This is a genomic window from Bullifex sp., assembly GCF_034103065.1.
Lineage (GTDB): Bacteria > Spirochaetota > Spirochaetia > Sphaerochaetales > Sphaerochaetaceae > Bullifex.
The window spans coordinates 1-26489 of record NZ_JAXEGN010000126.1; the positions used below are offsets into that span (position 1 = coordinate 1).

22 protein-coding genes and 1 tRNA gene are annotated in these 26489 nt (G+C 33.2%); 11 read left to right on the forward strand and 12 right to left on the reverse strand.

Features of this window, described 5'->3' with window-relative positions:
• Positions 1-445: GyrI-like domain-containing protein (locus SOY52_RS04940; RefSeq protein ID WP_320847868.1), on the forward strand; the 445-nt coding region annotated here is incomplete at its 5' end.
• Between the two features lie 3 nt (positions 446-448).
• A complete protein-coding gene (locus SOY52_RS04945; protein WP_320847869.1) occupies positions 449-1213 on the forward strand; it encodes an N-acetyltransferase in 765 nt (254 codons plus the stop codon).
• 403 nt (positions 1214-1616) lie between these two features.
• Here the strand turns inward: SOY52_RS04945 and SOY52_RS04950 are convergent, their stop codons facing one another.
• Together SOY52_RS04950 and SOY52_RS04955 are read right to left on the reverse strand one after the other, a co-directional pair.
• Positions 1617-2156 (reverse strand): NADPH-dependent FMN reductase, encoded by a 540-nt coding sequence (locus tag SOY52_RS04950; RefSeq protein WP_276989699.1) that lies wholly within the window; start codon positions 2154-2156, stop codon positions 1617-1619.
• Between the two features lie 274 nt (positions 2157-2430).
• A tRNA-Val gene (locus tag SOY52_RS04955) sits at positions 2431-2502 on the reverse strand.
• Between the two features lie 99 nt (positions 2503-2601).
• Here SOY52_RS04955 and SOY52_RS04960 point away from each other — a divergent pair.
• From SOY52_RS04960 to bsh, 4 genes are read left to right on the forward strand one after another with little or no spacing between them, the layout of a single operon-like run.
• The gene (locus SOY52_RS04960; RefSeq protein ID WP_320847870.1) at positions 2602-2898 is read left to right on the forward strand and encodes a metal-sensing transcriptional repressor; all 297 of its coding nucleotides are present in this window, start codon (positions 2602-2604) and stop codon (positions 2896-2898) included.
• Positions 2895-5330: a heavy metal translocating P-type ATPase gene (locus SOY52_RS04965; protein WP_320847871.1), complete on the forward strand. Its 2436-nt coding sequence runs from the start codon at positions 2895-2897 to the stop codon at positions 5328-5330. Before SOY52_RS04960 ends, SOY52_RS04965 begins: the two co-directional genes overlap by 4 nt.
• Positions 5331-5369: 39 nt before the next feature.
• Entirely contained in the window at positions 5370-6149 is a 780-nt protein-coding gene (locus tag SOY52_RS04970) for a sulfite exporter TauE/SafE family protein (RefSeq protein ID WP_320847872.1), read from the forward strand.
• Between the two features lie 22 nt (positions 6150-6171).
• Complete coding sequence (gene bsh, locus SOY52_RS04975; protein ID WP_320847873.1) at positions 6172-7146, forward strand: choloylglycine hydrolase; 975 nt, start codon at positions 6172-6174, stop codon at positions 7144-7146.
• Here the strand turns inward: bsh and SOY52_RS04980 are convergent.
• From SOY52_RS04980 to SOY52_RS05000, 5 genes are all read right to left on the reverse strand, one after another.
• On the reverse strand, positions 7143-7643 hold the full coding sequence (locus SOY52_RS04980) for a TlpA disulfide reductase family protein (protein ID WP_320847874.1): 501 nt from the start codon (positions 7641-7643) through the stop codon (positions 7143-7145). The genes bsh and SOY52_RS04980 overlap by 4 nt on opposite strands.
• A gap of 68 nt (positions 7644-7711) precedes the next feature.
• Positions 7712-8917, reverse strand: a complete 1206-nt coding sequence (locus SOY52_RS04985; RefSeq protein WP_320847875.1) for a BMP family ABC transporter substrate-binding protein — start codon at positions 8915-8917, stop codon at positions 7712-7714.
• A gap of 63 nt (positions 8918-8980) precedes the next feature.
• Positions 8981-9967 (reverse strand): ABC transporter permease, encoded by a 987-nt coding sequence (locus tag SOY52_RS04990; RefSeq protein ID WP_320847876.1) that lies wholly within the window; start codon positions 9965-9967, stop codon positions 8981-8983.
• Complete coding sequence (locus SOY52_RS04995; RefSeq protein WP_320847877.1) at positions 9964-11055, reverse strand: ABC transporter permease; 1092 nt, start codon at positions 11053-11055, stop codon at positions 9964-9966. Before SOY52_RS04995 ends, SOY52_RS04990 begins: the two co-directional genes overlap by 4 nt.
• Positions 11055-12587, reverse strand: coding sequence for an ABC transporter ATP-binding protein (locus SOY52_RS05000; RefSeq protein ID WP_320847878.1), 1533 nt, complete (start codon positions 12585-12587; stop codon positions 11055-11057). Before SOY52_RS05000 ends, SOY52_RS04995 begins: the two co-directional genes overlap by 1 nt.
• Positions 12588-12831: 244 nt before the next feature.
• Between SOY52_RS05000 and SOY52_RS05005 the strand changes: the two genes are divergently transcribed.
• Complete coding sequence (locus SOY52_RS05005; protein ID WP_320847879.1) at positions 12832-13743, forward strand: DMT family transporter; 912 nt, start codon at positions 12832-12834, stop codon at positions 13741-13743.
• 39 nt (positions 13744-13782) lie between these two features.
• Here the strand turns inward: SOY52_RS05005 and SOY52_RS05010 are convergent, their stop codons facing one another.
• From SOY52_RS05010 to SOY52_RS05025, 4 genes are all read right to left on the reverse strand, one after another.
• On the reverse strand, positions 13783-16353 hold the full coding sequence (locus tag SOY52_RS05010) for an EAL domain-containing protein (RefSeq protein WP_320847880.1): 2571 nt from the start codon (positions 16351-16353) through the stop codon (positions 13783-13785).
• Positions 16354-16463: 110 nt separating this feature from the next.
• The gene (locus SOY52_RS05015; protein WP_320847881.1) at positions 16464-18878 is read right to left on the reverse strand and encodes a hypothetical protein; all 2415 of its coding nucleotides are present in this window, start codon (positions 18876-18878) and stop codon (positions 16464-16466) included.
• 24 nt (positions 18879-18902) lie between these two features.
• A complete protein-coding gene (locus SOY52_RS05020) occupies positions 18903-20264 on the reverse strand; it encodes an MATE family efflux transporter (protein ID WP_320847882.1) in 1362 nt (453 codons plus the stop codon).
• A complete protein-coding gene (locus SOY52_RS05025; protein WP_320847883.1) occupies positions 20264-21550 on the reverse strand; it encodes an FAD-binding protein in 1287 nt (428 codons plus the stop codon). Before SOY52_RS05025 ends, SOY52_RS05020 begins: the two co-directional genes overlap by 1 nt.
• A 149-nt stretch (positions 21551-21699) precedes the next feature.
• Between SOY52_RS05025 and SOY52_RS05030 the strand changes: the two genes are divergently transcribed.
• The 3 genes from SOY52_RS05030 to SOY52_RS05040 are packed head-to-tail and all read left to right on the forward strand — an operon-like array spanning position 21700 to position 24735.
• Positions 21700-22587 carry a hypothetical protein gene (locus tag SOY52_RS05030; protein ID WP_320847884.1) on the forward strand — a complete coding sequence of 296 codons (888 nt, stop codon included), beginning with the start codon at positions 21700-21702 and terminating at the stop codon, positions 22585-22587.
• Positions 22580-24160, forward strand: coding sequence for an N-acyl-D-amino-acid deacylase family protein (locus tag SOY52_RS05035; RefSeq protein WP_320847885.1), 1581 nt, complete (start codon positions 22580-22582; stop codon positions 24158-24160). The genes SOY52_RS05030 and SOY52_RS05035 overlap by 8 nt, the downstream gene beginning before the upstream one ends.
• Positions 24157-24735 (forward strand): HAD-IA family hydrolase, encoded by a 579-nt coding sequence (locus SOY52_RS05040; protein ID WP_320847886.1) that lies wholly within the window; start codon positions 24157-24159, stop codon positions 24733-24735. The genes SOY52_RS05035 and SOY52_RS05040 overlap by 4 nt, the downstream gene beginning before the upstream one ends.
• A gap of 34 nt (positions 24736-24769) precedes the next feature.
• Here the strand turns inward: SOY52_RS05040 and SOY52_RS05045 are convergent, their stop codons facing one another.
• Complete coding sequence (locus SOY52_RS05045) at positions 24770-25159, reverse strand: (deoxy)nucleoside triphosphate pyrophosphohydrolase (RefSeq protein ID WP_320847887.1); 390 nt, start codon at positions 25157-25159, stop codon at positions 24770-24772.
• A 93-nt stretch (positions 25160-25252) separates the two neighbouring features.
• Between SOY52_RS05045 and SOY52_RS05050 the strand changes: the two genes are divergently transcribed.
• A complete protein-coding gene (locus tag SOY52_RS05050) occupies positions 25253-26341 on the forward strand; it encodes a glycoside hydrolase family 172 protein (RefSeq protein WP_320847888.1) in 1089 nt (362 codons plus the stop codon).
• The last annotated feature ends 148 nt before the right edge of the window (positions 26342-26489 follow it).

Genomic DNA, 26489 nt, shown 5'->3' on the forward strand with positions numbered 1-26489 from the left:
AGACCATCAAATTGATGGCTTCTTCGATTATGTAGTTCCTCCTCTTGAGGGCTTTTGGTGGCAGGATGGAGTAATTGGTATTGATTATTCTAATAAGGCTTCTTTTCATTGGATATCAGTTATTCGTTTACCAGATTTTGTTACTAGAGAAGATTTTGAATGGGCAATTAAGGAAGCTACTTTAAAGAAGAAACAGGATTTTTCAAAGGTTGAGTTCTTTACATATGATGAAGGTCTTTGTGTTCAGTGTATGCATATAGGACCATTTGATGATGAGCCTAAAACAGTTCAAATGATGCATGATTTTATTGAAAAGAATGGTTATGAGCTTAACATTACAGATAAGAGACTTCATCATGAGATTTATCTAAGTGATGCACGAAAGATTTCTCCAGATAGGTTAAAAACTGTGATAAGACATCCTATAAAGGTGAAGGAGCAATAGTAAATGGAGTATATCAAGGTTACAAAGGATAATCTGGAAAAGGAGCACATCTGCTGTGCTATTTCTAACAATAAGGATGTACAGGTTTCTTCAAAGAAGGCTTGGCTTGCTGATAGATTTGATGAAGGACTTGTGTTTCTAAAGAGTATAGAGCGTGGTAAATGCTTCATTGAATATATTCCAGCTGAATATGCTTGGGTTCCTATCACAGGTGATGGCTATATGTACATTGACTGTCTATGGGTATCTGGTTCATTTAAGGGACATGGATACTCTACAGATCTATTAAATGCTTGTATCGAAGATAGTAAACAAAAGGGTAAGGTTGGTCTATGTATCTTAGCTGCAGCAAAGAAGAAGCCATTTCTTGCAGATCCAAAGTTTCTTAAATATAAGGGCTTTACTGTGTGTGATGAAGCAGATAACGGCATTCAGCTTTGGTATTTACCTTTCTCTTCTAATATAGCTAAGCCACAGTTTAAAGAATGTGCAAAGCACCCTCATATAGAAGAAAAAGGGTATGTGTTATGCTACACTAGTCAGTGTCCTTTTAATGCAAAATATGTTCCAGTTTTACAGCAAACAGCTAAAGATAATGGTATATTATTTAATGCTATTCATATTGATAGCAGAGAAAAAGCACAGAATGCTCCAACTGCTGTTACAAATTATGCTCTATTTTATGATGGTAGATATATCACTAATGAGCAGATGAACGATAAAAGATTTCTTAAGCTAGTGAAAGCAAATAGCGATAGAACTCCTTAAGCTATTAAGTGATAATAATGTAAGCAAAAGCTATTATGCAGATGAATTATTCATAGGTAATGTAGAGGCTTTTAAAAGTGATAACTATTGGTTTAAGGCTGATAAGAGCATACCAAATGTAACGCTTTATAAGGATCAAAGTGAAGGCGTTGTTTTTGTAAGTGATCCACAGCTTAGAAGCCTGGGTGCACAGAAAATTGCTAAAAAGGTCCTGTCTGAGGGTGGTTATGCACTCATGACAGGAACTGTAGAAAAGGAAACATATAGTAAATATTTAATAAGAGAGAATAAGATGACTATTTGTCGTTATCCGAGTCATCTTAATTACTCTCAATTTAATAAAATTTTAAGTCTAAATAGCTTTAAGAGAGCTATACCTTACCACTCTAAGGAGCAAATGTAATTAAAGTGACTCTATAAGCTCCTTTGCTTGGATATTTATAATTTCAGTATTAGCCTTTAATACTCCTGTAGTAAATGCTTCTCTATCTAATGTAATAGCTGTATAGGTAGTAGTTGCTTCCTTTGCATTTAAGAAATTAAGAAGCTCTATAAGCTTTTCTCTTACAAAGCTACCACCTGATGCACCTGCTGCTGTTGAAATTGTAAATGGCTTACCATTTAGTGCATTCTCACTTCTAGCTGCACCCTTATATAGTGGACGTGATAGCCAGTCAATAAGATTTTTAAGCGCTCCTGGATAGCTATGATTATACTCTGGAGTGAAAATCCAAATTGCGTCAGCTGATAAGCACTGCTTCCTAACCCTTTCAATTTCCTCAGGTGCTGGATATTCGATATCTTGGTCCATTAGAGGAATGCTTGAGTAATCAAGATAGGAAACCTCAGCTTGATCTTGAATTAGCTTTTCAGTAAGCTTCGCAAGCTGTCTGTTAAAGGAATCCTTTCTTCTTGAACCAACTATGAATAATATTTTCTTCATTAATTATACCTCCTAGATTAACCTACCTAATTAGTAGTTATTAATTTATATTTCTCCCTACAAAAAAGTCAATGCTCTATTACCTTTAAAAACATAGTTAAAGAATAATATATTTCTATATTAGGAAATGTTTTAGGGGAAAAGTGAAAATGAAAAATACTAATTAGAAAAGTTGACATTTTGGTTGACATTTACATAAAAATGACCCCAAAAGGGCTTAAAGTGCTACATAAAAAATAAGCTATCTCCTTATAGGAAATAGCTTTATTTGGATTGGGCGATATAGGGTTTGAACCTATGACTTCCACCACGTCAAGGTGGCACTCTCCCGCTGAGTTAATCGCCCAAATGCTCTATACTTTTAACATAACACTATTATTTATGCAATAGGTGTTGACAGTTATATTATGAATTATTATCTTTAATATACCCCATGGAGGTATATATGAGTTGTTGTTGCAAAACTAAAAATACAGAACGAAGTCAAGAAGAGATTAAGAGTCTCGTAACTAGATTAAATAGAATAGAAGGTCAGGTGAGAGGGATTAGAAAAATGGTTGAAGAAAATATCTACTGTAATGATATTTTAGTTCAATCAAGTGCTGTTGCAGCTGCCTTAAATGCGTTTAATAGGGAGCTGTTAGCTCAACATCTTTCATCTTGTGTTAAAGAAGAGTTAAGTAAGGGAAATGATGAAATCATTCCTGAACTTGTTAAGACTATTGAGAAATTAATGAAATGAAGAAAGAATTTAATGTAACTGGAATGAGCTGTGCAGCATGCTCTGCAACAGTTGAAAAGGCTGTACGTAGTTTAGCAGGAGTTGAAAGTGCTAGTGTTAACTTATTAACTTCATCTATGACAGTTGATTCAAATTTAAGTGATGATGTAATTATCAAGGCCGTTGAAAAGGCGGGCTATGGTGCTGCTTTAAAGGGAAAAGAGGTTAAAAAAGAAGTAAGTAGTGATGAAGATTTGATGAAAAAGAGGCTTTATCCATCACTTGTTTTACTTTTTTTCCACCTATATATTTCAATGGGTGCAATGATTAATCTTCCCCTTGGATTCTTTACAAACCATAGCATAAATGCAGTTGTTCAATTAACTATATCCATTGTTATTATTTTTATTAATAGAAAATTCTTTATTTCAGGAACTAAATCATTACTTAGAAAAGCACCTAATATGGATAGCTTAGTAGCGCTAGGTGCAAGTGCATCATTTATATACTCATATGTAAATATGCTTCTAATGTTTTTGTATCCGGAGCATGCACATAGCTATTATCATAACCTATATTTTGAAGCTGTTTCGACAATACTAACTCTTATTACATTAGGAAAATGCTTAGAAGCACGAAGTAAGACAAAGACAACAGATGCAATAAATTCATTAATAAAGTTATCACCAGAAAAGGCTATAGTATTAAGAGGTAATGAAGAGTTATCAATTGATATCAAAGATGTCAAAGTTGATGATATATTTATTGTTTATCCTGGTTCCTCTGTTCCTGTTGATGGTGTAGTTATTTCAGGCGATGGTAGTTTTGATGAATCATCTTTAACAGGGGAAAGTATGCCTGTTAATAAGAGTATAGGAAGTAACATCTTTGCTGGATGTATTTGTTTAAATTCAAATATAAAAGCTAGAGCAACAAGAGTAGGAGAAGATACAACACTTAGTAAAATCATTAAGCTTGTTGAAGAAGCTTCCTCTTCAAAAGCACCAATTAGTAGAGTGGCAGATAAGGTTTCAGGAATCTTTGTTCCTTGTGTTATCTTAATCGCACTTATGACTTTTATAATACAACTAATTATTACATCTTCTCTTTCTTTTGCACTTTCTCATGCTGTTGCAGTTTTAGTAATTAGTTGCCCTTGTGCATTAGGGCTTGCAACTCCTGTTGCGATTATGGTTAGTACAGGGAAGGGTGCAAAGAATGGAATCTTATTTAAGGATGCAGCGGTATTAGAAAATACCTGTAAAGCAGGGACTATTGTTTTTGATAAAACAGGTACTATTACTACTGGTAAGATGAAGGTTTGTGATGTCATTTCTTTTGATGATGAATTATTAAAGTATGCTTCATCAATTGAAGCAAAGAGTGAGCATCCTCTTGCAAAAGCAATTTCCAATTATGGTAAAGAACAAAATGTAAAACCAATAGAAGTTGAAAACTTTAAAGTATTAGCTGGAAATGGTGTTGAAGCTATAATTGATAATAGTCATATTATTGGTGGTTCTGTAAGGTTTGTTTCATCAAGAATTAATCTTGAAAATGATATAATAGAAAAGTGTACATTTTTATCTAATGAGGGAAAAACTCCATTAATTTTTACAAAAGATAGTAGTGTACTTGGTATTATTGCCATCAGTGATAGCTTAAAAGAAGGTAGTAAGAAAGCAATAGATGAATTAAAAAATATGGGGCTTAAGACTGTTTTACTTACAGGAGACAATAATAGAACTGCAAATGCAATTAATAAGTTAGTTGGCTTTGATGAGGTGATCAGTGATGTGCTTCCTGATGGTAAAGAAGCTTATATTAGAAAATTGCAGAAGTCTGGTAAGGTTATAATGGTTGGAGATGGAATTAATGATTCTCCGGCTTTAATGAGAGCTGATATTGGTATTGCTATCTCAGGTGGTACTGATGCTGCAATTGGTTCAGCTTCAATTATCATTATGGGTGAAACAATAGAAAATGTTGTTAAGGCAATTAGGCTTTCAAGAAGAACGCTTATAAATATTAAGGAAAATCTGTTTTGGGCATTTATTTATAATGCCATAGGTATTCCGCTTGCTGCTGGGGTATTTGGATTATCATTAAACCCTATGTTTGCATCATTTGCTATGAGCCTATCATCATTTTGTGTAGTTTCTAATGCATTGAGAATTAATATGATGGATATTAGTTCATCAAAAAAAGATAGAAAATATTTGTTTAATAAGGAGAGAAAGGAAATGACAAAAACCATTTATATAGAAGAAATGATGTGTCAGCATTGTGAAAAAAGAGTTAAAAAGGCTCTTGAGGCTTTAGACGGGGTTGTAGAAGCAAATGTAAGCTTCAAAGAGAAGTGCGCCATTGTCACTTTAAGTAAGAATGTAAGTGATGATGAATTAAAAAATGCTGTTGAAGCAGCTGATTATCCTGTAACAAAAATAGAATAGTCTTGCCGATTATTATAATAATGCTTATTTTTGTTTTTCATGAACGCATTAAGCATTATTTTGGTAACACTATTAGCAGGTTTAGGAGCAGGACTTGGAACAGGCTTTGCAGGTATGAGTGCTGCGGCAGTAATAACTCCTATTCTTGTTACTTTTTTAAAGATTGATCCATATCAGGCGGTTGGAATTGCACTTGCATCAGATGTTCTTGCATCTGCTGTAAGTGCTTTTACTTATTATAAAAATAAAAACATTGATATTAAAAATGGTCTATTAATGATGACCTTTGTATTAATATTTACTCTTGTTGGAAGCTATGTTTCATCATTAGTTAGTAGTAATACAATGGGTAACTTCTCTGTATTTATGACTATGCTACTTGGTATAAAATTTATAGTTAAGCCTGTAATGACTACCAAGGAAGCTATGTTAAGTGTTTCAAAGAAGAAGAGAATGATTCAAAGTATTATATTTGGAACTTTAATTGGATTTATCTGTGGCTTTGTCGGCGCAGGTGGTGGAATGATGATGCTTTTAATTCTAACTAGTGTACTTGGATATGAACTTAAATGTGCTGTTGGAACTAGTGTATTCATTATGACTTTTACAGCATTAACAGGTTCCATAAGTCACTTTGCAATAGCAGGTGTACCTAATTGGTACATACTAATTCTATGCATGTTATTTACATTTATTTTTGCTCGAATTGCGGCAAAGATTGCAAATAAAGCGGATGCTAAGACATTAAATAGAATGACAGGTATTATCCTATTAATTCTTGGTATTGTCGTAATAACATTTAATATTTGCCAATTTTAGTATTAGGTATTAAATTTCAGTTATGTGTACAGCAACTACTTATAAGACAAAAGATTTTTATTTCGGAAGAACACTTGATTATGATTTTTCATATGGTGAAAGTGTTGTAATTACTCCAAGAAACTTTCCTATACATCTTCGAAAGGAAAGTGATATTAATACACACTATGCTATCATTGGAATGGCTACTGTTATTAATAACACCCCACTTTATTTTGAAGGTATTAATGATAAGGGATTAGGAGTAGCTGGATTAAATTTTGTAAACAATGCTCACTACAATAGTACTTTAAGTAAAGATAAAAAGAATATTGCTCAATTTGAGTTTATTCCATATATCTTAGCTTTAGCAAAGAATGTTGATGAAGCAATAGCATTAATTCATAGTCTTAATATTCTTGATACACCTTTTAGTGAAAAATTGCCTGTAGCATCACTACATTACTTAATAGCTGATAAAACAAAGGCTGTTACAGTAGAATTTGTTAAAGAGGGAACTAAGATTTATGATAATCCAGTAGGGTGTTTAACAAATAATCCTCCTTTTGATAAGCAATTATATAACTTAAATAACTATAGACATCTATCTCATAAGGATGTGGATAACACATTTGGTTCTATTAACTTAGAGCAATATTCTAGAGGAATGGGCGCAATTGGGCTTCCTGGGGATTTATCATCACAATCAAGGTTTGTAAGGGTATCTTTTGTAAAAATGAATTCACTCTCAAAGGATGATGAAGAATCTAGTGTTAGTCAATTCTTCCATATATTAAATAGTGTAGATCAACAAAGAGGATGTTGTGAAGTAAAGCCTGGGGAATTTGAAATTACTCTCTATACTTCATGCTACAACACAGATAAAGGAATTATATATTATACTACCTATGATAATCATCAGCTAAGTGCTGTTGATATGCACCATGAAGATTTAGAGAGTGATAAATTAATAGTATATGCCTTAGAGAGAGGGGAGAGAATTAATTATAAAAATTAAAGATTATCAATAATCTCCATCCACTTTTTTAAAGTATTACTACCAACAACACTTTTTATTACTTCTCCTTTTTCATTAACAAATAGGGTTGTTGGTACTACTGAAATATTATTAAGAATTGGGATCATTGATTGAGAAGGAAGCAAGTGCGTATATGTGCTTGCTCCTTTTTCTTTTATCAAAGTAATAGCACTATCATAGGTTGCTTGGTTTGTAACATCTGTAATTATTCCAATAATTTGAAGATCTTCACTACTATAGTTTTTTGGAATTTGGGCTAAAAAAGGTAATTCTCCTATGCAAGGACGACAGTAGGTTGCCCAAAAGTTAATCATAGTTATTTTTGAAGTTTTAAAAATATCACTAGAGGTTACTGAATTACCAAAGATATCTGTTGTTTCAAATTCAATTACAGTTTTAGTCTCTTCAGAATTTGCCATAGCAAAGAGTGAAAGAGGAATGATAAGAAGTAGAATAAGAATTAATATTTTTTTCATGAAAGTAATTATAGCATAAAAAATCGGTCAGAGCTAACTGACCGATTCTTAGATAATTATCTAATAGATTAATAAGCTGCATTGAGCCACTTGATACCATCAATCTGTCCAACGAAGTATGGAGCTGACTGAAGTGTTGATTCCTGGAATGCACCGTTCTTAACTGCATCGCCCTGAACTGCTGCGAAGCTATCATACATATCTGCGTTAGTAGCTGTCTTGCCACCAATTGTGAATGTTGAGAGATCGAATACCTGGAGAGAACCATCAGCAATTGCCTTTTCAGCCTTAGCCATTGCTTCTTTTGTTCCAGGAGCTGCAATTGCTTCGTTGAGCTCTGTAACAACGATTTCACCGTTAGCATATGTACCACAGTAGTCAGATGGGTTACCCTTACCGTCAAGTTCATTCTTAATGAAGTCGTGGAAGTACTTTGTCCAGTCAATCTTACATGAGAGGAGAGAAGCCTTTGGAGCAACTGCTGTCATGTCGTTGTTGTAACCTGTATGGAAAACACCATTCTTCTGAGCTGTTGTTGCAGGAGTTGTATTATCTGAGTGCTGGCTGATCATTACTGCACCCTGGTCGATAAGAGCCTGAGCTGCTTCAGCTTCAAGAGTAGGATCGCCCCATGAACCTACGAACTGTACAAGCATTGTAGCTGTAGGACATACACTTCTTGCGCCGAGGTAGTAAGATGTCATACCTGAAATTACTTCAGCAAATGAGAATGCGCCAACATAACCAATTACTGCCTGATTAGGCTTAATAGTACCATTGTCGATGAGCTGTTGGAGTTTCATACCTGCTGCTACACCTGCGATGTATCTACCTTCGTAAATTCTTGCAAATGCGTTGTATGTGTTGTCTCTACCATCAACCTGTGAACCACAGTTTGTTAATGAGATGAACTTAACCTGTGGGAATTCATCAGCAGCTTGCTGCATATACTGCTCAAAACCATATGAGTTGTTGAAGATGATTGAACAACCTTCAGCAGCGAGTGCGAGGTTTGCATCTACACAACCTGCATCTTCTGCAATGTTTCTCTTTATTGAGAGTTCAACATCATAACCTTCACTCTTAAGCTGTGAAATAGCTGCATTCATGCCGTTCATGAAGTTGTAGGTGTAACCCTGGTCGTTTTCATCGCCGATAACAACAAAACCGATTTTAGTTGTCTTGCTTGCTGTGTTAGCATCACTTGCACCCTGTGCAAATACGCTTGTCATACACATAAGAAGAGCGAGTACGAGAGCTAATGTCTTTTTCATATGTTTCCTCCGAATATATTTAGTCATACGACTATTGGATTAAGTTTTAGTACCACTTTAACCTTAGCGATCTTCTCTGAAGTAGTTAAGACCTAAGGAAGCAGGTGGCTGCTTATCACGGCTATTACGCATACTTGTTATGATGAGTACTATTACAGTAACAACATAAGGAAGTATCTTATATAGCTCAGTAGGGAAGAATGGGAGTACAACTCTCATATACATTATCTTGAGTGCACCAAATAGAATTGCGCCCCAAAGAACGTTAAGAGGTTTCCACATACAGAAGATTACAAGTGCAACAGCAAGCCAACCGATACCTGCAAGTGAGTGTTCATTCCAAGTACATCCACCAGTTGTCATTACATATACCATACCACCAACTGCTGAAATACCACCACCAATGATAGTTGCAAGATATCTATATTTAACCATGTTGATACCTGCAGCATCTGCTGTAACTGGAGATTCTCCTACTGATCTTAAGTATAGACCAGTCTTTGTTTTTTGGAAGAATAAATGCATTGCTACTGCTAAAATAATTGCAATATAGAAGAAAATTGACTGTGAAAAGAGTATTTTTCCTACGATTGGGATGTTTTGCAAAAACTTTGGCATAGGTACAAATGTAAATGCCTCTTTAAGTGGGTTTGATAGTGTTACGAATCCACCAACTTTATGACGCATATATTCACCTGTAAACTTTGCAACACCTGTTCCAAAGATTGTAAGTGCAAGACCTGTAACGTTTTGGTTTGCTCTTAGTGTAATTGTCAAAAAGCTAAATAGTGCAGATGCAATTGCACCAGCAATGAAGGCTGAGATAATTGCTATTAATATTGCAATTAGTCCATTTGAGGAGCCAACTCCAACAAGTGCTTCATATGAGTATGCTCCCGCAAGACCGAATGCACCACCCATGAATACAATACCTTCTACACCAAGATTGAGGTTTCCTGATTTCTCTGTAAGAATCTCACCGAGAGTACCAAACATGAGTACTGTGCCGAATGTTCCAGCAGCTGCGATTAATGTAATCAGAGTGTTCATGCTTTAACCTCCTCTTTTTTTGATCTAAATATCATCTGATAGTTGATAAAGAATTCACAACCAAGCATACAGAAGAGTAGGATACCTGAAACAATTTCACTAATTGCAGAAGGAACTCCTAAGATTTGCTGTAGGTAGCTAGAACCCATTTCTAAGATTGCAAGTATTAATGAAATTGCAATCATCGCAAATGCATTTAAGTGACCTAACCATGCAACTGTAATAGCTGTAAAACCAACACCATTAGCAACGTTACTTGTGATAGTCTTGTTCTGCCCTGATACCAAAATAAATCCTACAATACCACAAATAGCACCGGATACAAGCATTGTTCTAACCATGATCCAGCCAACGTTCATACCTGCGTAACGAGCTGTATTAACACTATCACCGATAACTGCTACTTCATATCCCTGCTTTGTATAGTTCATATAAATATGTACTAATACAACTAAGACAAGTACGATAATCCAACCAATATGGATACCAAATACTGTTGGTAAGTAGGCATTTTTATCGAAAAGTGGAATTTGCTGAGTTCCTTTTCTACCTTCCCAAGGTCCACCTTGTAACCAAGCAACAATACCAATTGCAATGTAGTTCATCATTAAAGTAAATAATGTCTCATTTGTATTGTATTTAGCTTTGAAGAAGCCTGGAATCATAGCCCAAATACCACCAATTAATGCTGCAGCTGCCATCATGATGATTAATAAAAGTACATGAGGCATGCTTTTTGCAAAGTAAATTGCAAAGAATGAAGCACCAATTGCACCAGCTGTAATTTGACCTTCAGCACCAATGTTCCAGAATCTCATCTTAAAACAAGGAGCAATAGCAAGAGCAGTTCCTAGTAGTGGAATAGCTAACTTGATAGTTTGTTTAAGATAGAATGATGTACCTAATGAACCCTTAATAATTACACCATATGCTGTAATAGGGTTATTACCTGTAATTAGAATAGGAATACAGCCTAAAATCAGAGCCATAAGTATTGAACCAATTCTGATAGCCCAAGCCTTCTTTGGATCCATTGCATCTTTCTTTGCAAGTCTAATTAAAGGAGCTTTTTTTACTTCTGCACTCATTACTTATCCTCCTTTGATCCAATACTTGTCATCATAAGTCCAATCTCTTCCTTTGTTGTAGTTCTTGCATCAACAACACCACTTACTTCTCCACCACAGAGAACTAAGATTCTATCACAAAGCTCAAGAAGAACATCTAATTCCTCTCCAATATATACAACTGCAACACCCTTCATCTTCTGTTCTGTTAACAGGTTATAAATAGTGTAGGAGGTGTTAATATCAAGACCTCTTACTGCATATGCAGTTAATAAAACATTAGGTTGAGCTGCAATTTCACGTCCTACTAATACCTTTTGGATGTTACCACCACTCATTCTTCTAACAGGGAATGATGTTGAAGGGGTTACAACCTCTAAGTCATTCCATATTTTCTTTGCAAGTTCTTCAGGTGATTTTTTGTTAACAAAAGGGGACTTACCATTCTTCCATGAACGAAGCATCATGTTGTTAGTCATACCCATAGATCCAGCAAGACCCATTCCAAGTCGATCTTCTGGAACAAATGCCATACCGACACCAAGAGCTTTAATTTTTTTAGGAGTAAGTCCAACTAGCTCTTCTTCCTTTCCACCCTCTGGTGGAATGTACTTAATGGAGCCACTCTTTACAGGATAAAGACCTGTCATACACTCTAGTAACTCTCTTTGACCAGAGCCAGCAATACCAGCAACTCCAAGAATTTCACCACCATAGGCTGTAAAACTAACATTATTAAGCTTTGTAATACCTTCTTGATCGAGGCATGTTAAACCACTTACAACAATTCTTTCTTTTATATTATCGTATTTTGGTCTATCAATATTTAAGGTTACAGAGTGACCAACCATCATATCTGTTAGCTTTTGAGGGTTAGTATCACAAGTATTTACTGTACCAATGTATTTACCTTTTCTAAGTACTGCAACCTTATCACTAATTGCCATTACCTCTGCAAGCTTATGAGTAATGATAACAATAGCCTTGCCATCATTTTTCATGTTTCTTAAAATTGCAAATAGCTTGTCAGTTTCTTGAGGAGTTAATACAGCTGTTGGTTCATCGAGAATTAATATATCAGCACCTCTGTAGAGAACTTTAACAATCTCTACTGTCTGCTTTTGAGATACGGACATATCATAAACCTTCATTGTAGGATTAATATCAAAACCATATTTATCACAAATTTCCTTTACTTTGATATTTGTGTTTTTAATATCAAGCTTTTCTTCTGATAATCCTAAAATGATGTTTTGAGCAGCTGTGAATACATCAACTAAGTGATAGTGTTGGTGTATCATACCTATTCCATAGGAAAATGCATCCTTTGGACTAGTAATAGAAATTTGCTTTCCATCAGCATATATTTGTCCTTCATCAGGCTGATAGATACCTGAGAGCATGTTCATTAAAGTGGTTTTACCACTTCCGTTCTCTCCTAAGAGAGATAGAATCTCACCTCTTCGTATCTCAAGGTTGATGCCATCATTTGCAACAACCTTACCAAACCGTTTCGTGATACCTTTAAGTTCGATAGCACTGCTGTTTTGCATATCTGACCCCCGTCCGGTTTTATGTAAAGAATGTAGCACACTACATTTACATGTTACAATCGATTATTTTAGAACGCAACAAAAAACAACAAAAATCGTATAAATACCTCAATAATTTCATCATATTTTATTATTTACATAAATGATGTGTATCCAAATAATGTATTTTTAATGCGACTAGTCATCTTGAGGGAGTAGATTAATTAATAATAAAGTACTAATGTCTAGCATAAGGTAGGTAGCAATGAAAAAAAATTACTTAAAGGTCCCTGCATATGCAGCGCTCTTAGCTGTACTATGTCAGATTCTATGGGGTGTTGTTTTTCCAGTTATTAAAAAGAGCTATGAGCTATTTAATATTTCTGATATTGGATCAACATTTTTATTTGCAGCAATTAGATTTTGCATAGCAGGTGTTATTTTACTGATTGTCTGTTCAATAAGAGATAAGAAACTTCCTCTCTTAAAAAAAGAGAATGTTGTTCCAATATTAGTTTTAGGTTCTATTCAAACTGGGTTAACATATGGACTACAGTTTGCAGGAATGATTAGTGCAGCATCAATTAACTGTTCAATTCTTAATGGTACTAGTTTTATCTTTATGACAATCTTTGCTCATTTTATGTTTAAAGATGACAAGATTAATACTAGAAAGGTATTAGGTGCTATCTTTGGCTTTTCAGGTATCTTAGTATGTTTCCTTTGGGGTGGTTCTTTTGAATCCTTCTCTTTTAAAGGTGAGGGGGTAATGCTGCTTTCGATTATTTCATTTGCATTTGGTACTAATGTTTCAAGAAAGGTTACAAAAGGAATAGATCCTGTAATGGCTAGTGGATATAACCTATTAATTGGTGGTATAGAGCTGTTAATTATTTCTCAATTCCTAGGTGGAAGACTTTCAAATGGTGGAGTCTTTGGATACTCATGCTTGCTTTTCCTAGCATTAGCATCATCAATCTGTCTTATGCTTTGGACAAGTCTTGTTAGTGCTAAAGGTGTAGGTAAAATCTCAGTTTTCCAATGTGTTAACCCACTTTCTGGTGCTGTTGCTGCGGCATTATTACTAGGAGAAAATGTATTTCAAATGAAGTATATTCTTTCTCTATTATTAGTTATCACAGGAATCGTAATCGTTAATACAGGTAAAAGAAAATAAAAATATGTTTGGTGATCATCTTATTGATCACCAAACTAATTAAAGACTACAACTTCCTTTATTATTACTTTTTGCTCTATATAGGGCTTTATCTGCAGCTTCAATCATTTCTTTTGTTGGTCTTTCACCATCTTTGCCAACTACAATTCCGCAAGAACAAGCAACTTGTATGTTCTCTTGCCTCAAAGTTTCCTTAAATTGATTACAAACATATTCCATTTTAGCTAGGACAGTTTTTTTATCATTAATATTTTTAAGGATTACTATAAACTCATCACCACCATAACGACATAAAATATCATTAGAACGAGTATTTTTTTTAATATGTTCAGCAAAGGTTTTTATCATTAAGTCCCCTTTTTCATGACCAAAAGTATCATTTAACTTTTTAAGATCATCCATATCAAAAATACACATAGTTACAGGAAGTTCTTCTCTTCTAATGTGGTTAATTGCAACTTGAAAACCTCTTCGATTTAAAAGACCAGAAAGATAGTCATGACTTGCTTCTTCCTGTAAGATTGCTTCTCTTTCTTGAATTGATGCAATATTAATAATGTGCTCAACTCTTCTTCTCAAGTCACTGAGAGGATGACATTTGCATAAGAAATCATCTGTATCAAGCATTCGATCAAGCTTAGTTGCTGATCCTGGTGTTTGGATTAATGACAGAATTGGTATCTTCCAAAAATCAGGATCTTGATGAAGTTTATCAAGTGTATGCTTTGCTTGATTATTTTTTAGTGTCATCGAAAGTATTATTGCACTAATATTTTCACTAGCTTTAATAAATGATAATGCTTTATCAGGAGATTCAAAAATAAATACTTCGTAATCTTTTTCAAAGACTTTAGCTACACTTGCTGAGTATTCTTTATCATCATCAATTATTACAATAGCTTTTGTTTCACATTTTTCACCTTCATTCCTAATAATAGAAAGCTTTGTTGGCTTATGGCATTTATGAGCCTTTAATAGTTCTTCAAAATCTGCTTTAGGAATAGGGCGAGAGAAGAAGTATCCTTGAACGTAATCGCAAGAGATATTTCTTAATCTTTGTACTTGATCTGCTGTTTCAACACCTTCAGCAACAACAGTTAAACCCATCCAGTGAGCAAGATTTATGATGAAACGTAAAATACTTCTAGAAATTGGCTTTGACATCTCACTTTGAATAAACATTGTATCTAGTTTTAGAATATCAAGCTTCATATCATTTAACATGTTTAATGAAGAGTATCCACTTCCAAAGTCATCCATTTCTAGTATAAAACCATGAGCTTTTAATATCTCAACAGTTTCAATAATTTTTCCAGGATCCTCTGCGTATGCTGTCTCTGTTATTTCAAGGTGTAAGTATTTTGGCTCGATATCATATTTCTTTGTAAGGTCTAGTAATTTTTTTACAATATCAGTTTGGTAGATATCAGCTCTTGATACATTTACTGAAATTGGTAGCATAGGATAGCCTTTTAATTTAAATTCCTGTAAATATTGCAAAGCTCTTTCCCATACGTATAAATCAAGACTTGTGATAAAGCCATTTTTCTCAAAGAGAGGTATAAACTCTGCTGGAGACATAAAACCCCAAGTAGGGTGAATCCATCTAACTAGAGCCTCCGCCCCTGCCATAGTATCATTGTTTAAATCGTATTTTGGTTGTAGATATACGATAAATTGGTTTTCCTCAATTGCTTTTTCCATGACATCTGTAATGGCTTTTTCTCTAATCATCTTTTCTCTCATTACATCGTCATAAAGTGCAAAATGGATGTTATATTGACCTTTAATACTATCAACAGCTAATAGAGCACGGTCACAGCTCTGTTCAATTGAGATGCTCTTATCATTAATTTCATAAATACCCCATTTGAGTATTACATTATTATCTATTAGTGGAATTTGAGTATTGAAAAAAAGTTCTCTATCGTGTTTTTCTTGTTCTCTTTCTCTAATTAATAAGAATCTATCAGCCTCATAACGACCACAAATAGTATTTTTATGAGCATGCTTTCTAATATTGTCAGCTATATTTCTTAATAATTCATCACCTTTTTTGAGACCAAAGATATCGTTATAAAGTTTAAAATTTTCAATATTAGTACAGATAATAGAATATTTTTTATTTGGATTTTCGCTAATTAATTCATTTGCTTTTCTATAGAAAAAATTCTTACTGTAAAGGCCTGTTAATTTATCGTACTTTACTTGGCTTACGATAGCAGAATTTTCTTTAAAGGTAATTAAACTTTTAATTCTATGAAGAATAACTTGTGGCCTATATGGTTTTGGAACGAAGTCTGTTGCTCCATGTGATAGAGCCGCAATTTCATCATCTTCACTTTCATTCTGAGTTGTAACAATTACAGGTATTAGGGATAATTCTTTATCTTTCTTTAATTCATCCAAAAACTCATAACCATTCATGATTGGCATCATGAGATCAAGTAGGATTAAATCTACTTTTTGAGTTGTTGTTCTAAGCAATTCTAATGCTTCTTTTCCATTATCAGCTTCTATAGTATTATATGAAGCTGATAATATTTCACATAAAATAGCTCTATTTAAATCATTATCTTCTACTACTAGGATTCTCTTCCTAAGCGGCATAGAAATCTCCCTTAAAATAAATACTTTTATTAGTATATTTGATATTTGGTAATATTTAAAAGATATTAGTTTAAACTTTTGTAAATCTTTTGTATTAAATAGATAGAAACTTAATAAAAAATATTAAAAATAAAAGAGAACATCCATTTATTTGTGTATTTAACCTCAATTCCAAATTTAATATCAGCTCTAGTTGCACTACCAACTACTGGAGATAATGACGTTATAAGTGATAATAAATAAGTATTATTAATACTATTATCTTTGATATTAGATATTATAGTTGTTTGGAAATCAAGGTATTTGATGTAAATAAAAAGAATAGGAATAGAATTTTGTATTTCGATAGTGAAAATATGTGTATTTGCATAAAGAGATAGTGAATTACTATCAATTTTATGTGATACCTTAATTGAAGTTGGAAATAATCCAGAAATGTAGAGTCCAGCTGATAGAGTAGGAGAAAAATTATTTAGTTCTAATGATAAAATGTATCCTGAATAATCAAATCTTTTATTACTACGCTTTGCTAAATCACAATAGGTGAGAAGAAAATTGTTGATAAATATATTATTAGGCGTTATGAAATATAAGCTGTTCGATAGTGTAATTTTATTGTTGTTACTTTTTAATGGATAGTCTTTGGTATAGCTAATTACTGATTCACTCCAACCATTATATAAAGAAAATGTCCCACTGATGTCTTGATATGATGCATTTAGAGATAAAAATAATTCTTGACTTTGAACGCTATAACCTAAAGATGTAATAAATGTAAGTTTTTCTGTAGGATCACTTGTAATCCAAGTAAGCCCAGGACCTACTAAAGGTTTTATATAGGTAGTAAAATTTTTTGAGAAAGGTATAAAAGTACCTCTTTGTATATTAGCTATTGGATTATATTTTTTAGTATTTAGTGTTGTTTCAGGGGAAGAAATGTTTGATATTTTCTCTTTTGTTAAAGAATATTTTTTATCAAAAGTTAAATCTTCTATACTGATTTTTGAAATTGCAGATGAGTTAAAAAATTCTGAAATAAAGTAAACATAATCTCCAACCTTGATAGGATTATTTATCCCTCCATTAATATTTATATTTGACAAGTAGATAGTATTTGTTTCAATATCAATTTCACCATACTTTGAAAGTTCACCATCGGTATTAAAAGTATAAGAAACTGAAATAGTTTCATTGTTAGAATTTATTGATGATATTTTTATTTCTTTAGGAATACGATAGAGATAAATGCTATCATCAGCAATAGCTATTGCTTGTCCATTTTCATCTTCAAAAAGAAAAGTAGCTTTGTTATCTAAATTAATTAAATTACTTGCACTAACTGATTGCCCCAGATAAAAGGTTTTTTTATTTAGAATATCAAGATAAATTTTAGTATCATCAAAGCGAAGTAAAGCTATATCATCGTCAATAAAAGAACCTTCATAATAACCATTATATCGTTTTAGCTCTTTACCATTTTGGGTATATAAAGCTGTATAACATTGGTCTTGTGATGAAAATGATAGAAGAATATTATCATTATTTACACTTATTGATGATGAACTAGAAATGAACTTAAATAGATTTTTTTCATTGTCATCTTCTAGTTTTAATATTTCAGATTGATAGCTTGAAATAGCATATATTTCATCATATTCTGCAGTAATATCGCTATATATTCTACTTTTGTTTGTTATTTTGTTTGGTTCTATTAGATTTTTAGGAACTTCTGTATCACCTAAAAAACTATTCCAATCATCATATAAACTTGAATTAAAATGCTTTTTATATGCATTTTGAGGAAATGCAAATACATTTTCTGCTATATCCAAAATAAATACAGAAAGTAATTCTTCTCCATATTTTTCTGCAACCCATTTAAAGAATTCTCCTCCTAGGATATACGGGATATTTCCCCCAGGATAAATATCCATACTTCCTGAAGCATCAAGATAATTAATATTTATATTCTCTATTGCTGCTTGAATCCTTAATTTATCAAATAGGGGATTATTTAATCTTCCTCTTTTATCAAAAGACTCCAAGTATACAGCCATACCTTCAGTAATAAATTGTAGGTAATGTAAATGTTTTGATAAGTCTGCAGAATCACCAAATAGAGTAGTTGTAATACTTCCAAGGAGCCCTTTGTAATAAAACATTAATGCATGAGTTAATTCATGTCTAAAAATTAGTCTTATTGTTTGTTCTCCATTGTATAGTGTTTGAGGTATCCAGGTATTATAAAACACTAAATGAAGTGATGGGTATGTTGATAAATATGCATTATAACTCTTTTCTTTACTATTTATATATATAGGAATGTGTAAGTTAGGATCTTTATTAAAAAAAGAGACAAGTCGGTCGTATTCTTCCTCTGCTACATTCATTATCTCTGTAGCCATGTTATTACTTTCTTCACCATAGATTATTTTAAAGTGTTCAGTTTCTAAATACACTTCACCATTTGCATATAGGCTTAGTAGTAGAAAGAGAAGTAAAAGTGATGAAAGAAGTTTTTTCATAATTTAATTATGAATCATCATAAGTTATATTTGAAGGCCTTTTTCTTCTCTTTCCTTTAATATCTTAGGAAGCCTGATATTAAGTATTGTTGTAGAAACTAATGCCGCAATTAAATCAGAAATAGGCTCTGAGAAGAACACTGCTTCTGCATCAAAGAGTAGTGGTAGTGTAATCATAGCAATTAAGAAAATAGCTTTCCTAAAGAGTGAAAATGATAGTGCATACTTGACCTGTCCTAGAGCTGTAAAGGTATCGACATTACAATATTGAAATGATAGTGGGATAATCATTAAAGTGAAAACCTTTAAGTATTTATAGGTAACACTTCTAATTACTTCATCTTTTGTAAAAAGTGAAATGAAGCTTTCTCCTCCCACATAGGTAAGAGTAAATATTATCAATATATATGTAGTTGCTAGAAATTGGATAGAATAATAAGACTTCTTTACTCTATCTATCTGCCCACTTCCATAGTTATAACTAAGTAATCCTCCAGAACCTCCAGTAATACCTCCAAGAGGATTCATAACTAATAGATGATAGCTTTGAATAATAGTAGAGGATGTAATTAGGATATCAGCATTTGCTTTTCCGTGTAACTTTAATATTGTATTTAAAAGTATTAATAGTAAGCTATCTGTTGCCATTATCAAAAATGGAGATGCACCTAATTTGAATGTCCTAGTTATTACTTTCTTTTTAATTGGACTTTTATAAATATTTACATCTTTGCACCTTAAAAGCATTAGAAAGAGTAGGGTCGCTGTTAATGCTTGAGAAATGATTGTTGCAATTGCAGCACCTTTTACTCCTAGTTTTAAAGTAAAGATAAAAATTGGGTCTAAAATAATATTAGTTATTGCTCCAATTGAGTTTGCTATCATAGCACCCTTGCTGTTTGCAAGGTTAATTAGAAAGCTAGCTAAAGCTATTTGAGCAAGGGCAAAAGGAGTTCCTAGTACATATATATTAAAGTAGGAAAGTGCATATTTAATTGTTTGATTAGTTGCACCAAAGCTAAGTAGTAAGGGCTTTGCAAAGATTAGCGCAAGAGGTGTTAGTATTGCAGAGAAAATTAAAAGCAAAATTAAAGATGTATATAGAATATTCTCTGCACTCTTTTTATCACCATGTCCTAGCTTCATTGCCATGATAGGGGCACCACCAAGTGCAACAATGTAGCTAAATGAAGAGATAAATGTTGTGATTGGAGCAGCAATACCTGCTCCTGCAAGAGCTAAATCGCCATAAAAAGGAATGTGGCCGATGAACATTCTATCTATCATAGAGTATAAAACGTTCACGGCCTGAGATAAGCATGTAGGGATACTTAGCTTAAGTGTTAGCTTAAAGATATCTCCACTACCAAATTCACTACTTTGCATTACTCTAAGTTTTTCAAAATTCCTTCTGCAGCTCTAATACCACTAGCCCAAGCTCCAGTAATACCTCGGCTTGTACCAGCACCATCACCTGCAAAGTATACATTTTCCTGTACACAGAAATGTTCATCGATATACTGAGGTTTGTTAGCATAGAGCTTGATTTCAGGGTAGTACATTATTGTAGATGGATGGAGAATGCCTGGTACAATTGTATCAAGCTTTTTCATACCAGACCAAATGTATCTTAAAATCTTACTAGGCATTGCAAGTGAGATATCAGAAGGGCTTGCTCCAACAAGTGATGGTTTAAAGTCGTAAAGGTCACCATTGAAATCAACTTCCTTACTTCTTCTGCCCATTCTAAAGTCACCAACTCTCTGCATAAGAGGTTTACCACCACCCATTAATGCAGCCATAAGTCCAAGGTGTTCTGCAAATTCTTGTCCACTAGCAAGAGGCTCTGTAAAACGAACAGTTTTTAAGATAGCAAAGTTTACAAGGCCATTGTTCTTGTTTTCATCTGCTTTGAAAGCATGTCCGTTAACACTATACCATTCATCACCACGTGCTGTTGTATACTTTTCTCTTACAACGTGTGCGTTTCCACTGTTTGTACAGAAGGTTCTTACTTTTTCAGGAAAATAGAACTTTGGATCATAGTAGTCTTTTACAATTGGATAGTGTTCAAGTCGAGTCTCTACACGGATACCCACATCAACAACGTTATCAATGTATGAAACATTGAGAGCCTTCATTATTTCTTGTAAGAAGTGGAAGCCCTGTCTACCTGGAGCAATTAAAATATTTTTGTATCCAATTTCTCTCTTATCTGTGGTAATGAACTTATTGTTGTTATCAATACCTGTAACAGTTTCACCTAAAGCTAATGTAACCCCGGCATCTAAAAGACGCTTTTGAAGCTCTTTAATTAATTGAAGGCCTCCATCTGTTCCAAGGTGAGTTTGTCTAATTTCAAGAAGAGAAGAACCAAGTCTTTCTGCTCTTTTTTGATATGTTTCTATATTTGATTTAGGTAAGATATTTGGCTTTAAAAACTTTGTTACTTGATCAAGATAGAAATTAGCAACATCTTCCTTCCAGTATTCAAGAGGAAAACCGATAGGGAAGGTAAAGTTCATCTTACAGTCGTTCCTCATTCCACCTGTTGAGTATGGTGTTTTATCTATCATGAGGATTGAACAATTCTTACCGCTTTCTAATATTTTGAAAGCTGCACCCATTCCGGCAGGACCGCTGCCGACGATTACTACATCATATTTATCCATAAAATTATTCCCTTACCATTTAAGCAGAAAGAAGAAATAAAGACAATAAGTGTTATTAAAACAAAGTGGATGCGTTATAATATATATAAGGTAATAGATTAATATATAAAATATTGTATATATACCAAAAAAGGATTAATATTATTTCTATGAAATATATCGGAGTAAAAGAAGCTGCTAAGAAATGGGGTATTTCTGATAGAAGAGTAAGAATACTTTGTGAAGAGGGAAGAATAGAAGGTGCTATTAAACTTGAATGGTCTTGGACAATTCCTCAAGATTCTCCTAAGCCATTTGATGGTAGGACGATGAGGCCTTTTAAGAATAATAGTGTAAGACTTGGTTCAATTGATATTTTAACTCTAGAAAAGCTTAGAGATGAAAATAAAGATATTGATAGATTAAGTGATAAAATGAAGGCATTGAGAGTTGATAACCTTACTCTTGCACTTTCACTTTCTCATGAAAAGTATGATAAAAAAGTAATTGAACATATTTTATCAGGTAAAGTTTATTCTTCATATTCACTTGAAAAGCACCTGCTATATTCAAATTTTATATCACTATTAACAAGTATTAAAAAAGATAATCTTCCATGGGATTCTAAGAGAGTGTTAGAGCTCCATAGATCATATTTACAAGGAATTGATGATATTAATAGTGCATCCTTTAGAGATGGTTTTTCAGATATAAAATCACTTACAGGTGATAGCTTAAAGGTTGTTTATCAAATGGAAACTATCTTTATGCAATTTGAAAGAGAGTGGAAGAGTATTAATGAAATCTTTAAAGCTGTTTTAATGTTTGGGCAAATTATGATGATTAAGCCTTTTGAAAGCCACAATGAGGATTTTGCTCTTTTATTAATGCTTTGTATGTTAGAAAGCTCTGGGTATATACTTCCTTCTTTTGATAGCGATATGTGTGATGAGATTAATGCTGCATTAACACTTGCCCTCAGAAGAGGTTCATATCAAGATCTTGCAAGAATTGTGGAAAGATCATTAATTAAGAGTTATCATACTATTCATGTATGATTTGCTTATAAAAGGTGCCATGATTTATGATGGTAGTGGCTCCGATGGTTTTATTAGTGATCTTTTAATTGATAATGGAAAGATTATAAAATTAAGAAAGAATATTAGTGATTTAGCTAGAGAGGTAATTGATGCAAGAGGACTTGTATTAACACCAGGCTTTATTGATTTTCATACTCATAGTGAAATTTATGGATTAAAGGATCCATATATGAAGGCTCGTATTGGGCAAGGTATTACTACAGATCTTTGTGGAAATTGCGGAATTGGTATATTCCCTCTTAATCAAAACAAGGAGTATTTACTTCCTTTAAATAATGATGTGCTTGGTCACTTTGATAACTATTCTTGGAGTGATTTTTCATCGTATTCAAACATAATCTCAGGAAAAATGGGAATAAACCAAGCTTATTTGTGTTCTCATGCTCCACTTAGAATTGCAGCTCTTGGCTCTGATAGTGGACGTGCTGCCAATGATAAAGAAATTGACTTCATGTGCTCTTTACTTGATGATGCGTTAAGTCAAGGCTGTATGGGGCTATCTTCAGGACTGTACTATGCACCTTGTTCATCTGCTGATAGAAATGAACTTGTTAGACTTTTAAAGACTGTTAAAAAACATGATAAATTGTTTTGTGTTCACCATAGAATTGAAGGCCCTGAAATAGTTTCATCGATTAAAGAGGTTTTAGATCTAGCTTTAGAAACAGGTGTAAGACTTGAGATTAGTCATTTAAAGATTATCGGAAGAAAATATGGATATCTTTTGGATGATATCTTTAATTTGTTTGATACATACATTAGTAAAGGTGTTGATGTAAAGTTTGATCAATATCCTTATCACTATGGTTCTACTTCTTTATTTTCTCTTCTACCTGCTCATGTACTAGCGTTAACAAGAAATGAGCAGATGCGTGTTCTAAAAGATGAAGATGAAAGAAAAATAATAAAGGAGGAGATGCTTAATCCTGCTGGTTGGGAGAGCTTATTTCCTGTAGTTGGTCCAGATGATATTTCTATCCTTTCTCTGGATCAGGGGCATAAATATGATGGACTTTCTCTAACTGAAATTTCCAAAATTACAAACACAGAGCCTTTAGATACTCTTCTAGATATTTTATCTGACGAGGCGGGGGCTGCTGTAATGATTGATATTACAGAAAGTGAAGAAACACTTAAAAGGATATTAGCTCATCCTTTAATGTGCTTTGGTACAGATTCCCTATATTCAACACCTATACCTCATCCACGAAGTTACTCTGCTACAATACATCTTTTACAAGATTATGTATTAAGAGATAAGATAATTAGTTTTCCTGAAGCAATTAGAAAAATGACATATGAAGGCGCTACAAGATTAAGACTAAAAGATATTGGTTTGATTAAGGAAGGCTATCGAGCTGATATTAATATTCTTTCTTTAGAAAACTTAAAAGCAACAGCTACTTTGGATAAACCTTTTGTTAAGAATGATGGGCTTGAGTTTGTAATAATAGGTGGTAAAATAGCATATGAAAGAGGAAAATTTAATAATACTCTTTCTGGATTACTCTTAAAATCGGAGGAACTATGAGTCATCTTTATATCTTTGATCTTGGTGGAGTTTTAATTAAAAACTTTCACACCTTACCAGAGATGTCAAAAATAATGGGACTTCCTTTTGAAGTGTTAGAAAAGGATTGGGAGTTATATGCACGCCCTCTAATGGAAGGCTACATGTCTACAAATGATTATTATGACCACCTTTTTACTCATTTTGGGTATAAATGTGAAGGTGATTTCTTTCATGATACATTTCACCCAACTAGAAATGAGGTAATGATAGATATCGCAGGAAAGCTGAAGGCTAAGGGTAATGTTACTGCAATAGGCTCTAACACCTTTGCACCTCATTGGCATATAATCGATACCCTTGATATTAGAAAGAATTTTACAACTTGTTATGCATCGCATGAAATGCACTTAATTAAGCCTGATAAAGAGTTTTGGCAGTACATAATGGCTAAAGAAGGTTTTACTCCTGAAAATACAACTTTCGTTGATGATTACGTAGAAAATATCGAAGGTGCTGCATCTCTTGGCATTGAGACCTTTAGATATACAGGTGATGATAAAGCACTTCTTGAATTCTTTAAGGATAGGATCTAAAGCAGTTTTTCTGCTTTAGACCTAAATTATTTAATTAATTAAGCAAATTTGAAACGATATCTAATACTTCTAAATCTGCATCAAGCCAATTAACTGAATAAAGATTTTCTTTTGTTAACCATTTTGCATCTTCATGTTCTTTTAACATTAAAGATCCTTTTACTATAGAACATAGATAACAATTCATACAAATGTGGAAGGTTGGATAGTCATATTCTATTGTTTTAAGTTTTTCTTTTACTTCTATTGTTGTTTCAAGTTCTTCAAAAATTTCACGCTTTAAAGCATCTTCAGGAGTTTCTCCTATCTCTATTTTCCCACCTGGAAACTCCCACCTATCTTTATATTCGCCATACCCACGTTGGGTTGCAAATACCTTTTTATTGTTGATTATTACAGCTGCAACAACTTTTATATTTTTCATTAAAATAACTATAGCATAATTGTTTAAAAAATATCTTTTAAAAACAATATTTAACACTTGAAATAAGAATCAAAATTCTTAACCATTTTTGCTATGGATAATTTACTATTTAAGAAAAACAATATTGTTTCTCGTTCAATAAATGCAGAAAATAGAAAAGGGGAAAAGGGAAGAGGAGGAATGGCCTCTTCTGTTTTAGGACCTTCTAGAAAGGGATCTCCTTGCCTTCTTAATATTGCACCGGGCTCGGTAACTGAGCTCTGTGATATCACAGGTCCTGGTATGATAAGACATATTTGGATTACACTCGATGATAGAACGGATGATAAAAATAGATTTTTACTTCGCGATATTGTATTAAGAATGTATTGGGATGATGAAGAATTCCCTTCTGTTGAAGTTCCTCTTGGGGATTTCTTCTTAAATGGATTTGGAGAAACTTATCCAGTTAACTCAACATTAGTTCAAGTTGTTCCTCTAAGGGGGTATAATTGCTATTTTCAGATGCCTTTTAGAAAGAGGGCTAGAATAACTATTGAAAATGAGCACATTAATCCAATTCCTGCTTTCTTTTATCAAATTGATTACACACTTGGTGATGTATTAGATGATAATACTTTATACTTCCATGCTCAGTGGAGGAGAGAAAATCCTACTATTTTGAAAAAGGATTATACCCTTCTTGATGGAGTAAAGGGTGAAGGAACTTATCTTGGAACCTTTCTTTGCATTTCAACTTTATCCCGTTATTGGTATGGAGAAGGGGAGATGAAATTCTACATCGATGGTGATAAAGAATACCCTACAATTTGTGGAACTGGTATTGAGGATTACTTTGGAGGCTCGTGGAGCTTTGCTCGTCATGAGAATAATAAAACTATAGAGGAAAACTATTCCTATCCTGATTTAGGTTATCCTTTCTATTCTAATCATGATAGATCCTTGTATAATGCTTATCATAATGATGATGTCCCTCCAATGAGAGCTTTCTATCGTTGGCATTTAAAGGATCCTATTTTCTTTAAAAAGGATTTAAGAGTTACAGTTCAACAAATTGGTGTTTCACACTCTGGACTATTTGAAAGGGCAGATGATTACTCATCTGTATCTTTTTATTATCAAAGTGAGCCACACCAAGAGTTTCCAAAATTATTAGATAAAGAATTAAGATGGCCACGTTAGGAGGAAAAAATGAAAATAACATATGAAAATCTTTATTCACTAATGAATGAAAAATTAATTAAGCATAATTGTCCAAAGGATTTAGCTAGTCGCGTTTCAAACAACATGGCTTCATCTTCTAGGGATGGAGTTTTATCACATGGGGTCT

What these genes read in the sequence shown, in the direction of transcription:
- SOY52_RS05020 (WP_320847882.1), bottom strand. Translation starts at nt 20,264, where the DNA reads ATGCAAAGTAGTGAATTTGGTAGTGGAGATATCTTTAAGCTAACACTT.
- SOY52_RS05015 (WP_320847881.1), bottom strand. Translation starts at nt 18,878, where the DNA reads ATGAAAAAACTTCTTTCATCACTTTTACTTCTCTTTCTACTACTAAGC.
- SOY52_RS04995 (WP_320847877.1), bottom strand. Translation starts at nt 11,055, where the DNA reads ATGAGTGCAGAAGTAAAAAAAGCTCCTTTAATTAGACTTGCAAAGAAA.
- SOY52_RS05005 (WP_320847879.1), top strand. Translation starts at nt 12,832, where the DNA reads ATGAAAAAAAATTACTTAAAGGTCCCTGCATATGCAGCGCTCTTAGCT.
- SOY52_RS04965 (WP_320847871.1), top strand. Translation starts at nt 2,895, where the DNA reads ATGAAGAAAGAATTTAATGTAACTGGAATGAGCTGTGCAGCATGCTCT.
- SOY52_RS04960 (WP_320847870.1), top strand. Translation starts at nt 2,602, where the DNA reads ATGAGTTGTTGTTGCAAAACTAAAAATACAGAACGAAGTCAAGAAGAG.
- SOY52_RS04970 (WP_320847872.1), top strand. Translation starts at nt 5,370, where the DNA reads ATGAACGCATTAAGCATTATTTTGGTAACACTATTAGCAGGTTTAGGA.
- SOY52_RS04980 (WP_320847874.1), bottom strand. Translation starts at nt 7,643, where the DNA reads ATGAAAAAAATATTAATTCTTATTCTACTTCTTATCATTCCTCTTTCA.
- SOY52_RS04990 (WP_320847876.1), bottom strand. Translation starts at nt 9,967, where the DNA reads ATGAACACTCTGATTACATTAATCGCAGCTGCTGGAACATTCGGCACA.
- SOY52_RS05040 (WP_320847886.1), top strand. Translation starts at nt 24,157, where the DNA reads ATGAGTCATCTTTATATCTTTGATCTTGGTGGAGTTTTAATTAAAAAC.
- SOY52_RS04950 (WP_276989699.1), bottom strand. Translation starts at nt 2,156, where the DNA reads ATGAAGAAAATATTATTCATAGTTGGTTCAAGAAGAAAGGATTCCTTT.
- SOY52_RS05000 (WP_320847878.1), bottom strand. Translation starts at nt 12,587, where the DNA reads ATGCAAAACAGCAGTGCTATCGAACTTAAAGGTATCACGAAACGGTTT.
- SOY52_RS05025 (WP_320847883.1), bottom strand. Translation starts at nt 21,550, where the DNA reads ATGGATAAATATGATGTAGTAATCGTCGGCAGCGGTCCTGCCGGAATG.
- SOY52_RS05035 (WP_320847885.1), top strand. Translation starts at nt 22,580, where the DNA reads ATGTATGATTTGCTTATAAAAGGTGCCATGATTTATGATGGTAGTGGC.
- SOY52_RS05050 (WP_320847888.1), top strand. Translation starts at nt 25,253, where the DNA reads ATGGATAATTTACTATTTAAGAAAAACAATATTGTTTCTCGTTCAATA.
- SOY52_RS05045 (WP_320847887.1), bottom strand. Translation starts at nt 25,159, where the DNA reads ATGAAAAATATAAAAGTTGTTGCAGCTGTAATAATCAACAATAAAAAG.
- SOY52_RS05030 (WP_320847884.1), top strand. Translation starts at nt 21,700, where the DNA reads ATGAAATATATCGGAGTAAAAGAAGCTGCTAAGAAATGGGGTATTTCT.
- SOY52_RS04985 (WP_320847875.1), bottom strand. Translation starts at nt 8,917, where the DNA reads ATGAAAAAGACATTAGCTCTCGTACTCGCTCTTCTTATGTGTATGACA.
- SOY52_RS05010 (WP_320847880.1), bottom strand. Translation starts at nt 16,353, where the DNA reads ATGCCGCTTAGGAAGAGAATCCTAGTAGTAGAAGATAATGATTTAAAT.
- bsh (WP_320847873.1), top strand. Translation starts at nt 6,172, where the DNA reads ATGTGTACAGCAACTACTTATAAGACAAAAGATTTTTATTTCGGAAGA.
- SOY52_RS04945 (WP_320847869.1), top strand. Translation starts at nt 449, where the DNA reads ATGGAGTATATCAAGGTTACAAAGGATAATCTGGAAAAGGAGCACATC.